The following is a 12,803-nucleotide window of genomic DNA, read 5'->3' as shown; positions in this document are numbered from 1 at the left end:
ACCGCTCAACCGCTCTTGAAGCGCTTGTCGTAAGAACAAAACATCCCGCCGTCCCACCTCCCGGTGGTTCTCCGCAGGTGTGGCACCGGAGAGGCATCGGGCCGCCTGGTATCCACAACCCAAATAGCGGCACCAGGATCCACCGCGCTTGCCTCACACTGTTTCTCTGTCGGTCTGGAATACCCATCGCGCACTCTGTTGGTTCCCATTTCGCTGTCGCGTTGCGCAAGATCGTCTGCCATTGGCTCAGACTTGGCAGAATTGTAGGAGAAGCGTCCCCCCCGGTATCTGTGTGTCCCGAATGTTGCCGTTATGCCGCGCAAACCCTCCAACGCTGCAACGTCGGTGACATGAGTTCCTCCCAATTGCCCACAGTGGGCGATTCGCGGCCCGGTCAGGCTCACTGCGCCGAGAATTTCGCGCCGGTCGGTCAAGAAATCGGCGCCCTATCAGGTAGAGCGCAGATCGACCTGCAGTAGCGGCAAAATCTATTGTACGATAGCCTCGGCAATATTTTGTGGCACTCGGCGGGGCAGGTCGGCAGGTCAGAACGATCATAGAGACGCTGGCCGCCCGCCGGCGAGGAGGCCATGTGATCTGACACAAGTCCGACCGCATTTTGGGCCATACGAAAGACACCCATCAGGAAGCGACAGCGGTGAGATTTCTCGCGCCGCATCCGCCCGACAAACTCAAGACCATACCAGGGCGATTGTTCGAAGGCGTGGGCTGGTGCCGAGGGCCGCAGGGTAATTCTAATACCATGGTACCCGCGACACCTAAGCATAATAACCAATCTTCGAATTTTCGACAAATGTCCCTGCAGACATCAATCAACCAGGAGATTTGTTATGTTTCTCTTCCGTTCGAATCTTTTGGCGGTAGCGGCGAAGGTCGGCTCCGTCGCGATCACTGTCGGACTCAGTTCGGCGCCATTCCAAAGCGCCCGCGCCGAGACCTTGCCAGGACAGTCTGGCGCCCCTTACCAGAGTATGCCATCGCTGGCGCCGATAGGTACGCGCGTTGACCACTATCTTCCGATTCCCAAGGAAGACGTAACCCCGGCCATCGAGACGAAGAAGGGATACCGGAGCCAAGAGTTGGGCCGTGGCCTCTACATGGTCACCGACAACGGCTACCAGTCGATGTTCCTGGTGTACGAAACCGGCGTCGTCGTGGTCGACGCACCTCCGGGATACTCGGCCCACATACGTCAGGCTATCACCGAGGTGACCGACAGACCAATCACACATATCGTCTACAGCCATGCGCACGTAGATCATATTGGCGGCGTAATCGACCTCGGCGGTCATCCAATCATCATCGCCCAAGAAGAGACCCTGCGGCTGCTCGAACGAGCCAAGGATCCGAGGCGGCCTTTGCCTACGGTCACGTTCAAGGATCACTACACCCTGAACGTCGGTAGCCAGGTTCTCGACCTGAGCTATCCCGGCAGCAGCCCCCATGAGCCAGGAAACATCTTCATCTATGCTCCCGAGCAGAAGGTCCTGATGGTGGTCGACGTGATCTTCCCTGGCTGGATGCCGTGGCGTCGCTTTGCGCTTGCCAAGGACATCCCCGGTTACTTCGACCAGGTGGCGTACATCGACACATTGCCGTTCGAAACGCTCGTCGGAGGTCATGTCAATCGCGTGGGTACTCATTCCGATGTACGTACGCAGCTCGAGTTCATGAATGACCTGAAGTCAGCTGCCGTTGCTGCCCTCAAATCAACGCCCCCAGGCGAGGAAATGGAAGCCGAGGACAAGCCCAATCTCTGGGCCGTCTACGACAACTACATCGACCGCGTCGTTGTGAAATGCGTCAATGCCGTCACGCCCAAGTGGCAGTCCCGACTGGCCGGCTATGACGTATTCATCTGGGACCAGTGTTACGCGATGGAGCAGAGCCTTCGTATCGACTGAAGACCTGGCAACCCGGGAGCTCAGCCGGGGGTCGTAGCTATGTGACATCCGCGGGGGGGGTAGCGCGAAGCGTGGTCTCAGAGGATTTGCCGGAGAGTCAGCCCGCTCTGCGCGTAGCCGGCAATCCTCGGAGCATGGTCAGACAATTTGTAAGATCGACTGCCCCGCATGTTGGAGATTGGATCGTTGAGATGCTCCGAGCTGAAGGCTTTGAAGGACCCACGCAATCGGCTTTGAGGAGTGACAACGGACCGCAACCGGCGGCGTCTCCTGTGTTCGGCCTGGTGGCTTCGCAGAAATCAACGCAAGCACCAATAGGCTGGGCTCGAAAGACCGCTATTCTAGTGGTGGCGACTGTGACGATGTCGCTGTCGGCAGCCTGGGTCTGGCAATGGTATTTCCACGGCCGTTCCGAAGAGTCTACCGACAACGCTTATGTCCGCGGCGATATAACGAGTATCGCGCCCAAGCTCTCCGGCTATGTGGTGGAAGTTGCAGTTGGCGACAACGCCGACGTTAGCAAAGGGAGCTTTCTGTTTCGCATCGACGACAGTGATTACCGAGCGAAACTCGACGAAGCCATTGCCACTCTTGCGACCCGACAGGCCGAGATCGCAAACATTGAAGCAACGCAGAAACTGCAAGATGCCTTGATCGAACAAGCGGTGGCGCAGCAGCGCTCGGTCTCAGCGGATTTGCTGTTGTCGAGCGCCAATCTTGACCGCTACATGGCTCTGCGAAAGAGCGGGACGGCCAGCGAACAAAAACTCCAGGATGCGCAGACCGCGTTCGCAAAAGCCGAGGCGGGGGACAAAGCCCAGGCGGCCAATACTCTGGCGCAGAGGCTGAAGCTTGGTGTGCTCGACGCCCAACTCGCCGGCGCCCAAGCAGCGATGGCTCTGGCGAAAGCTTCCGTTAGTCTGGCCAGGATGGACCTCGCCAATACCGTCATCCTGTCGCCGATCGACGGTGTCATCGGCAACCGGCAAGTTCGCGTCGGACGCTACGTCACGCCTGGCACCCCGGCGATGGACGTTGTTCCGGTCAAGGGTATATGGGTCGTCGCCAATTTCAAGGAGACCCAGCTTGGTCGAATGGAGGTTGGACAGCCTGTTCAGGTGGTGATCGACGAGTACCCTGACGTTCATATCGATGGTGTCGTCGACAGCTTCGCCCCGGGTAGCGGGGCTGCCTTCAGCGTGCTGCCACCGGACAATGCGACGGGTAACTTCATCCGCGTCGTCCAGCGCGTTCCGGTCAAGATAAGACTTACACACAATCCGTTGCCTGGTCGGCTGGTTCCCGGACTTTCAGCCCGCATTGCCGTTCAGGTGGGCAGGGGAACCGATCCCGCGACCACCACTTCGAACCCGGTCGGCGACCTTGCGGATAATCGGCCCGGTACGGCACAATGAGCCGTCAGATCGAACCGCGACCGTTACTGACTAAACCCGAGGTGCTCGGCGCCGCGATGGTCTTGATCGGAGTTGTACTGACCGCCGTCATGGATTCGATCGCCAGTACGGCGCTCTCTATTGGGCGCCTGGATATGCTGGGCGACATACATGCCACGACCGACGAATTCGCGACTTTCGACATCGCATTTCTCGCGGCCAAGCTGACCGGCTTTTTGGTCGCGCCGCTGTTTGTTGCAGCGCTAAAGCCTACGCCCTGTTTGCGCGCCGGCACGGTCGCGCTTCTCTTGGCGTCTGCCGCAATGATCTCTTCCGTCGATATTGCCTGGATTGACGTCTGCCGCATCGTTCAGGGTTTTGCCGGCGCGACCGTGCTCGTGGCAGGCCAGACGCTGCTGTTCCTTCGTTTCCCGAGCCGTCAGCAACCGATTGTGCAAGCTCTCTTAGCCCTCGGCTCCGTCATGGCCCCAACGACATTGACACCAGCGCTCCAAGGTTGGGTTGTCGACCACCTTTCGTGGGACTGGATATTCCTGAGCAACGTGCCGATGGGCATTCTCGCCCTCGTCATGCTCGCGGCGGACCGCGGACAAACGGTCCGCCACAGAATCCGCATCCCCTACATCCAGATCGCGCTGGCTGGAATCGCCGCAGCCTCTTTGACCTATGTGTCGCAACAAGGCAGCAGGTTCAATTGGTTCGACGACGGGCACATCATCCTTCTCACCCTGACCGGTCTGCTGGCGGTCATCCTGCTGCTGCTGTGGGAGTTCCAATTTGCATCGGATCGTCTGATACTTCCCGCGTCGCCTTTAGGCGATCCCGACTATTGCTTCGCCCTTGTCGCCAGTCTGGTAGCCGGATTTGCCCTATCCGGCAGCGCCTTTCTGATCCCCGCCTTTGCCTTGAACGTCCTCAACTTCACAGCTACGGATGCTGGAACTCTTCTCCTGCCGAGTGGAGCAATGTTGGGCTGCTCGCTGGTAATTGCAGGAATCGGCGTAAAAAAAAGCGGAATAAGTCCGTTTGCTCTGGCTCCTGTCGGGATCGTGTTTTTCGCCTCGTCAATGTGGCTCATGTCGGGTTCGACAAGCGACAGCGGAGCTGTGGATTTGGAGTTTCCACTGCTCCTGCGCGGCTTTGGACTGGGTTTCCTGTTCGTGAGCTTGACGCTGATTGCGTTCATGCAACTTCCTGCGACAGCGCTGCCCTTCGGCATCGGTCTTTTCGATCTTGGCAAGCAGGTTGGTGGTCTGGCTGGCACGGCTCTCCTGCAGACTTATCTCGATCGACAACTTGCCTATAATCGGACGGTACTGGCATCGCACCTGGATGTTGGCGATGTTGTCCTCGAAGAGCGCCTGAAGGCAGTGGCGGGCCAACTTGGAGCTAGGGGGCTCGACGGTGTTGCTGCTGGTAAAGGCGCACTGCTGGTTCTGCGGCAGGCCGTGGACAGGCAAGCCGTCACCATTTCCTTCAACGAGGCCTTCTTGGCGATTGTGCTGTTGTTCTTGGTCGCGGCGCCTTGCCTTATCCTCTCCAGGAGGTTGCTTGGCCGTCGATCCTCAGTCCCGGTAGGTGTATCGAGGGTCTGATGCATGTCGCGCAAAAGTGCGCAGCGGTTTTGTGATGACGACATGCATGAAAACAGATCCTAAAGTGCGTCGCCTGAATCCGTTCAAACGTGACGCGCTCTAGGCCGGTATGGCTGCCAACCGTCGGGTCAATAGCTCTTACGCCTCAAGGAGGTTTCGCACTTAGAAAGCGGCCTGTGAGATACTACCTTGGTGCCGTGGCGGCGCGCTCCAGGCTGCCGGCTGAATGCTCAGGCCTCACCGCGCGGCGTTCCCATTGCTGCCTGGGCTTCCTGAGCCGTGGCCGGGCCGCGGAGCACGTTGGCTACCAGAACGGCAACAATTGTGCCGGTCAGCGGTCCCAAAACATAGACCCACCAGGTAGACAGATCGCCGCGGGCCAGGTCGGGACCGAAGGCGCGGGCAGGATTCATCGCGCCTCCTTCGTACGGGCCGCCCAACGTCCCGAGCGACATCACGTAAGCGCCCACCGCAATGGGGATGAACTGGCCATTAAGCTTTGGGCCATTTGCCATCGAAAGCACCATCAAAACCATGCCAAACGTAAGGATGGCCTCGAAGAAAACCGCCTGCATGGCCTGCCCAGCTTGCGGAACGGTGGCTGCCAGGTTGCCTTCAATGCCAAAAAACGAGCGGGCAAGAAATGATCCGGCTGCGGCCGCGAGTAACTGCACAACGACATAGGCCGCGCACATTGGCCAACCCATGTCGCCGCGCAATGCAAAGGCAAATGTCATGACAGGATTGAAGTGCGAACTGATATCACCAAGGAAATAGATGGCCACGACCAGCCAAAGCGCGGAAATCGCCGATAGGATAAATGCAGCGATGATGGGCTCAACCTTTATTCCGCCGTACAGTACGAGGATGGCAGCGCCAGCCGACAATACGAAGGTCAATCCTGCCGTGCCGATGAACTCGGACAGCAGGCGCCGAAATCGATGCTCGGGACTTTTCCAGTTGGCGTTGAATCGAGGTTGACCAATCTGCAACGCGAGTGCCGCCTCGCCGAACACGACAGGGGGGATGCTCATGGGTCCTCCTAGAAATCCTGGGTTGAAGTGATGACTGCCTCTGCCGAGGCCGGCAGCGGATCCGAATCCCGCGTCTGACGAACTGACGCGATCCTAGGCGCAGGTTGCGACGAAAGGTTTGACCATTTTCTCCGGGTCAACCACTCGGTCGAACAACTCTTCGGAAACAAAGCCGAGCTTCAGCGCGGCCGCCTTGAGCGTCACATCGTTGTCCATCGCATAGTGCGCGATCTTCGAAGCCTTGTCATAGCCGACAACAGGCGAGAGCGCGGTCACGAGCATCAGCGACTCGCTCACATATTGGGCGATCTTGTCCTTGTTGGGCTGCGTGCCCTCGACCAGAAACTTGCGGAAATTCGTGCAACTGTCGGCCATGATCGTGATCGAATGAATGATGTTGTGGATGATCAGGGGCTTGTAGACGTTCATCTCGAGGTAGCCGCTCGCTCCGCCAAATCCGACCGCGACGTCATTGGCCATCACTTGCACGGCCACCATGGTTAGTGCTTCGGCCTGGGTGGGATTCACCTTGCCTGGCATGATGGACGAGCCCGGCTCGTTCGCCGGTATTATGAGTTCGGCGAAGCCGGCCCGCGGTCCGCACGACATGAGACGGACGTCGTTGCCGATCTTGTACAAGGAAATTGCCAGCGTGCGCATCGTGCCAGAAAACTGCACAAGCGCATCGTGAGCGCCCTGAACGGCGAACTTGTTCGGCGCCGTTACGAAGGGAAGCCCGGTCAGCCTCGCGATTTCGGCTGCGGCCGCTTCTGCGAAACCTGGCGCCGAATTGATCCCCGTGCCCACTGCGGTACCGCCAAGGGCGAGGCGATAGACGCCATCCAGCGAAGTCTCGAGCCGATCCAGATCGTCGGCGAGCATTTCGGCATATCCCGACCATTCCTGGCCCAAGGTCAGCGGCGTCGCATCCTGCATGTGGGTGCGGCCGATCTTGACGATGTCCTTCCATTCCTCCGATTTGCAACGGAGAGCTTCGTAGAGCTGCTTGACCGCCGGCATCAGTCGCTGTTTGGCATTGCTCGCCGTAGCGATGTACATCGCGGAGGGGAATGAATCGTTCGACGACTGCGCCATGTTGACATGGTCGTTCGGATGTACCGGTGTCTTGCTGCCAAGGACCGTCCCGACCAGCTGGCAGCACCGGTTAGAAATAACTTCATTGACATTCATATTGAACTGGGTGCCGCTGCCCGTCATCCAGACATGCAGGGGAAACATGTCTTGATGTCGCCCGGCAACGATCTCGTCACATGTCTGGACGATCAGTCGATGGACCTGATCATCGAGTCGCCCACCTGTGTGGTTTGCATTGGCAGCGCCTTTCTTCAGGACGGCATAAGCCGCGATCATCTCGCGAGGGATCAAATCCTTCCCTATGGAAAAGTACTCGAGAGACCTTTGCGTTTGGGCTCCCCAGAGCCTATCGGCTGGCACATCCACCTCGCCCAGACTATCAGTCTCCTTGCGCATTTGAATCATGATCAGTCCTTTTCACACGCCTCACGTCGCTCCATCGAATTCCACGTTCGCAAATTACTCCTGATACTTGGCGGTATATTGCTCCAGGTTCTTCTCGACATCCCCAGGCTGCTGCAGCCCTTCATCGACAAGGACCTTAACACGCGCCTGAGCCGCAGGTCGTTGTACAGAAGTGATGAATGCGTCCCAGCCCGGCTGCATTTCGGAGTCCGGGGGCAAACTAGCCTGGTTGATCAGGTTCTTGGTGTCGGCAATCGCCTGCCCATCGAACGAAGCAATGCGCGTCGCCAAGGCGTCGACAAAACCGTTCAATTCTGAATCGGGCAGCGCCCGGTTCACATAGCCGTACCGTTCGGCAAGTTCGCCATCAAAGCCCTCGGCACCGATCAACATCTCCATAGCGCGGCCGCGGCCGACCAACCGAGGCAGCCGCGCCATAGGGCCGCCCCCAGGGACGAAGCCGGCGCCAACTTCAAACTGCGACACGACCGCCTTCTCCCGACTTGCAAAGCGCATGTCTGCCGCTAGCGCTAGCTCGCTCCCGATGCCACTCGCCCGTCCACGAATTGAAACAATCGTCACCGCCCTCAGGCGGCTGAGGCGCACCATGATGTCGGGCACGGGATGCATGCCCGTTGGCCCCGGCCTCATACCGCTGGAGTCCTTAAGGGGACTCAAAAGGTCGTAATGAGCGATGAAATAGTCTGGCACCGCGCTGTCAAACACCACAACCTTGACCCTCGGATCCGCTTCGATCTGGCCAACAATTTTTGCAAGCTCGCGGACTTCGGACGGGCCAACTATATTGAGCGGCGGATTATTGAAAGTGACTTCCCAGTAGGCCTCACTCTTCCGCGTCAGGCGGATCTTCGCCGTCTTCGTACTCGGATTCGTTGCAACCAACGTGCTAGTATCACTGGATTGCTTTGAATCCTGCCCGAACACAGTAGTTGAACAGCAGAACAATGCAATAACGGAAAACAGTATCATCGATTTTTTAGATTTAGAATTTTCCATAGTTATCTCCACTTCATTGATCGCCCAAATCAACACCGTTGCAAGAAACTAATCTTCAACGCCGGTACATATTTAACAATGCTAAACGTAATCTCTCTCGAAAATACTGACGAACACAACCCCCCCCGACAGCCGTTCCGCCGGGAATTCCATGTTGACTTCGAAACTATGGATATAGGTGCAGAAACATTGTAGCCAAAGCGATAGAACGATGGTGTCGTCAATACCTTGGCATCGATGAGACTTCTCACCGCGATGGCGATTGCACGATAGTTCGGGCGCGGAGAAACCTCTACTCAGTGATGCGCAGTCGGGCCGCCATGTTCACCAATTCGGCCAGCGAGCGGGCCTGCATCTTCCGCATAGCCTGGCCACGGTGTGCCTTGACTGTGATTTCGCTGATGCCAAGCTCAAAGCCGACCTGCTTGTTCAAGAGACCACGCACGACCAGCGTCATAACCTCTTGCTCGCGTCGGCTGAGCGATACATAACGATCCCTAAGGACGTGCAACTCAGAGTCCAGAGCAAGTGCGGTCTTACTTCTTTCGAGTGCCAGCTTGATCGCACCCAAAAGTTCCTCGTCGTTGAATGGTTTGGTGAGAAACTCGGCAGCCCCAGCTTTCATCGCTTTTACCGTCATCGGTACGTCGCCATAGCCGGTTATGAAGATGATGGGCATGTCGGTACGGTCGACAGATATGAGCTTCTGCAGGTCGAGCCCACTCAGATCAGGAAGATTCACGTCGAGGATCAGACAGTTCGCAACCAGCGAACGTGACCGCTCGAGGAATGCCTTTGCTGAGGCGAACGTCTCTGGTCGCCAGCCCACAGAGCAGATGAGTAGTTCCAACGATTCGCGTACCGAAACGTCGTCGTCGACAATGAATACGACAGGTGTTTCGTCCGACATGGTTGACGATCTCGCCGCACCGTCTCGTTGAACCGCCAGATAAGAGTACATCGCAAATTATCCTCCTGAGATGGCATTAACAATCTACCAGGTTCAAGGATCACGGAGCGCCGAAATAAGCGCGTCCTGAAGAACCTGATCGCTGAACGGCTTGAACAGACACTCCACTGCACCCTGTTCGATGAGACGCTGGCGGATCGTGCTATCCCTTTGCGCGGTGATATAGATGATCGGGATCATCTTGCTGCGACGTGCCAGCTCGACTTGCAGCTCGGGTCCCGTCATGCCAGGCATGGCAACATCGAGAATGAGGCACTTGGTCTTATCGACGGCATCAGATGCGAGGAACTCCTTCCCTGAAGAGAATGCCTTCACGCTAAAGCCGAACTCCTGCAGCAAATCTGGTAGGGACTCACGTACGGATTGATCGTCATCGACCACCGACACGAGTGCATGCGTAAGCTTCATCTAACCCCCACACTGACCTTTGAGCGTCGCCGACCTCGGACACCCGCGCTTAGAGCCACGTCCCCTGCTGACAACTGGCACTTGGAATACTCGGGTACGGAAAACGTAAACGTAGCCCCCGGGCCGTCATTCGCTGCCGCCCACAGGCGCCCGCAATGGTTATCGATAATGGAGCGGCTGACGGACAAACCTATCCCCATGCCTTCATTCTTGGTTGTGTAGAAAGCCTCGAATACCCGCTCCGGACCATCGGCGCCGAACCCCGTACCTGCATCTTCTACCGAGAGACGCACAGAATCCTCTCCGTCGGGTTCAGTTTTAATCACCAACCGCTTGGGCCGATCTTCGACGCCGCTCATCGCATCCGCAGCATTTCGCAACAGGTTCATAATCACTTGCTGAAGTTGAACACGGTCGCCTGCGACGAGGGGAAGCCCCTCAGGGAATTGGGAGGTCAGAACCACGCGACTTCTCTGAAGGTCGCCCGCCGACAATGCTATTACCTCGCGTGCAGCCTCGTTCAAATCTACCGGCTCGATCGTAGGGGCTTGTTTGCTGAAGAGCGCACGCAGTCGCGCGATCACATCGGCGGCAAGGTTGCCGTCGCGTATCGTGCGACGTGCCGTCACACGTGCGCCGTCAACATTTGGCGGATCGGCGGCCAACATCCGAAGGCAGGTGCTCGCGTTGGTGATGATGCCCGACAGCGGCTGATTGACTTCATGTGCTATCGAGGCGGTCAACGCTCCGAGACTCGTAACCCTGGTGACATGTGCGAGTTCAGACCGAGCCTTGCCAAGGGCTTCTTCCGCCTGCCGGCGCTCTGTGACGTCCTGAACTGCAGTAAGGCATTCCATCCGGCCATCCTGATGACGGATGACCCGGCCGAAAGTGCGGAGATACTTTACCCTGTTGTCCGACATCCGTAGCCGAATCTCGTAGCCCAGATAGCTCTGACCGCTGCGAATCCGGGTCATTTGCGTAGTTAGTGACGGAATGTCGTCCGCGTGGATTCGCCCACTGATGTGGTCGAGCGTCACAGGGACATTCGGGTCAAATTCAAAGATACGATAAAGTTCCTCGGAAAATGCGATCTCGTCTGTGTCCAAGCGCCACGAGAACGCACCAGTTGAACTCAGACGTTGAGCTTCCGAGAGCAAAGTTTCGGTCCGCTTAAGCGCTGCTTCGGTCAGGGAACGCTCGATAGCGATGCTGGCGATCTGCGTTGCGTGCGCAATGAGATCCTGGTGGTGCGGCGATGGGGCCGCTGGCTTTCGTTGGACGATGCAAAAGGTGGCTAACACCCGCCCTTCCCTGGAACAGACCGGCGTACTCCAGACCGATCTGTATCCGTGCTGCAGAACATGGGACCGAACAGGCGACGTATACCAGCGCGGATCGGATTCGATGTCCACCGCTACCACCTGTATCTTTTGAGAAGCCGCTATGCCACATGGCAAAAGCTCACCGCTGACGGGCATCCCCGCAATCGGGTCGCTGTAGGCGGAAGGCAGAGAAGGAGCCACGGCATATTCAAATGTCGAGTTGCTCCAATTGATCAGGTGAACATCACATACGCAATCAGGCGCGGCCCCTTCAATAAATTCGCACAATGCGCTTAGAACATCGCGAAGCAAACTGCCCGATGCGATCATCTCCAGCAGTTGCTTTTCGCCCGCGAGGAACGCTTCCGCCTGCTTTCGACCCTCAATATCATGGCTCATGCCGTACCAGCGGGTCACTTTACCGGCGTCGTCGTGGAGCGGCACGCGACGGGCCATGTGCCAGCGATACGTACCATCGACCGCTCGCACTCGGTATTCATGTTCGAACGGTTCTCCAGCCGTGACACATGCGCGCCATTTGCTCTCTTCAAGTCCGATGTCATCTGGGTGGATTGCGCCTCTCCACCTACCATTCGTCACATCCTCAGCAGAGAGCCCCGTGAACTCGCGTCCCCGCCTGTTGATAGAAATTCGCGAGCCATCCGCGTTATAGGTCGCAACCAGCGCCGGTATGCCGTCGATAGTCCGTTGTAGCTCGCCCTCAGCTTCGATGGCCTTGTCCTCAGCCCGCTTCCGCTCATCGATGTCAGTGTTCGCCCCATACCATTTGACGATGTTGCCAGTCTCATCCCGCAACGGGTTAACGCGGATAAGAAACCACCGATAACTTCCATCAAATCGGCGCAATCGCGCTTCGGTCTCCCCGGCCTTACCCGAGGCTATGATTGTCTGCCATATGGTGATCAGCCCATCCAGGTCGTCAGAATGGACCGCGGCCGTCCAGCCCCAACCCCTCGCCTGCTCAATGGATTGACCCGTGTACTCAAGATAGGGATGGCTTAGAAACTCAATGGGGCCGTCGGGCCGAGCTGACCACGCCATCGCAGGAATGGTATCGATGATGAGTTTAAAATTGTGCTGACTTGTCACGACCACTTCTTCGCTTTTGCACAGTGCTTCTTCTGTTCTGCGGCAATCACGCGAAACGCCTCGTCATCGCCGTTGAAGAAAGCACGGCCATGACGCGCTCCGCCGAGTTCATATCCGGCGAAGGAAGCGGATGCGTCGGTTTTCTCCATGGCCGTTGTCGCCTAACAGAACGGGTCTACGTCGTGGCGGACCATGCCCCCGGACAACACGAACGTCTATTATGCCTTGGTGTCGATTTTGGTGACGGAGATCGAAACGCGCGATGGGAAAAAGCCAACTCAAACGCTTCAAGGCAATGACGGGCAATGTCTGCGACCCGCGATGCATTCACCATCAAGTGGAGCAAACCCTGAACAAGCCGGCGGCCGGCGCCGAACCTTTGGCTTGGCAAGCGGTGCATTGTGCTAAGACTCAGCAACCTCAGCCTTAGCCTAGCGACCTATATTCGATGCTGGAGTAACCATTATTCCATGGTATCGGCGACACCATCGGATAATGGATTTT

General features: G+C 57.5%; 10 protein-coding genes. 3 read left to right on the top strand and 7 right to left on the bottom strand.

Annotated features, from left to right (window positions below; translation table 11 throughout):
- Positions 1-851 precede the first annotated feature (851 nt).
- The 3 genes from ACYG9V_RS17455 (at position 852) to ACYG9V_RS17445 (ending at position 4,935) form a co-directional block, all read left to right on the top strand.
- Complete coding sequence (locus ACYG9V_RS17455; protein WP_023669203.1) at positions 852-1,925, top strand: MBL fold metallo-hydrolase; 1,074 nt, start codon at positions 852-854, stop codon at positions 1,923-1,925.
- Between the two features lie 362 nt (positions 1,926-2,287).
- On the top strand, positions 2,288-3,340 hold the full coding sequence (locus ACYG9V_RS17450) for an HlyD family secretion protein (RefSeq protein WP_352765777.1): 1,053 nt from the start codon (positions 2,288-2,290) through the stop codon (positions 3,338-3,340).
- Positions 3,337-4,935: an MFS transporter gene (locus tag ACYG9V_RS17445; RefSeq protein ID WP_352765776.1), complete on the top strand. Its 1,599-nt coding sequence runs from the start codon at positions 3,337-3,339 to the stop codon at positions 4,933-4,935. Before ACYG9V_RS17450 ends, ACYG9V_RS17445 begins: the two co-directional genes overlap by 4 nt.
- Positions 4,936-5,165: 230 nt before the next feature.
- Here the strand turns inward: ACYG9V_RS17445 and ACYG9V_RS17440 are convergent, their stop codons facing one another.
- From ACYG9V_RS17440 to ACYG9V_RS17410, 7 genes are all read right to left on the bottom strand, one after another.
- Positions 5,166-5,969, bottom strand: a complete 804-nt coding sequence (locus ACYG9V_RS17440; protein ID WP_352765775.1) for an MIP/aquaporin family protein — start codon at positions 5,967-5,969, stop codon at positions 5,166-5,168.
- A gap of 93 nt (positions 5,970-6,062) precedes the next feature.
- Positions 6,063-7,469 carry a class II fumarate hydratase gene (gene fumC / locus ACYG9V_RS17435; RefSeq protein WP_352765774.1) on the bottom strand — a complete coding sequence of 469 codons (1,407 nt, stop codon included), beginning with the start codon at positions 7,467-7,469 and terminating at the stop codon, positions 6,063-6,065.
- Positions 7,470-7,523: 54 nt separating this feature from the next.
- Entirely contained in the window at positions 7,524-8,486 is a 963-nt protein-coding gene (locus ACYG9V_RS17430) for an enoyl-CoA hydratase/isomerase family protein (RefSeq protein ID WP_352765773.1), read from the bottom strand.
- 292 nt (positions 8,487-8,778) lie between these two features.
- The gene (locus ACYG9V_RS17425) at positions 8,779-9,447 is read right to left on the bottom strand and encodes a response regulator transcription factor (RefSeq protein ID WP_023669210.1); all 669 of its coding nucleotides are present in this window, start codon (positions 9,445-9,447) and stop codon (positions 8,779-8,781) included.
- A gap of 42 nt (positions 9,448-9,489) precedes the next feature.
- Positions 9,490-9,864 (bottom strand): response regulator, encoded by a 375-nt coding sequence (locus ACYG9V_RS17420; RefSeq protein WP_023669211.1) that lies wholly within the window; start codon positions 9,862-9,864, stop codon positions 9,490-9,492.
- Positions 9,861-12,299, bottom strand: a complete 2,439-nt coding sequence (locus tag ACYG9V_RS17415) for a PAS domain-containing protein (protein ID WP_156940629.1) — start codon at positions 12,297-12,299, stop codon at positions 9,861-9,863. Before ACYG9V_RS17415 ends, ACYG9V_RS17420 begins: the two co-directional genes overlap by 4 nt.
- Entirely contained in the window at positions 12,296-12,448 is a 153-nt protein-coding gene (locus ACYG9V_RS17410) for a hypothetical protein (RefSeq protein ID WP_023669213.1), read from the bottom strand. The genes ACYG9V_RS17415 and ACYG9V_RS17410 overlap by 4 nt, the downstream gene beginning before the upstream one ends.
- Positions 12,449-12,803: the final 355 nt, after the last annotated feature.

The sequence above is a fragment of the Mesorhizobium sp. W016 genome (genome assembly GCF_054719485.1).
This window is presented reverse-complemented; position numbering and strand designations above follow the sequence as displayed.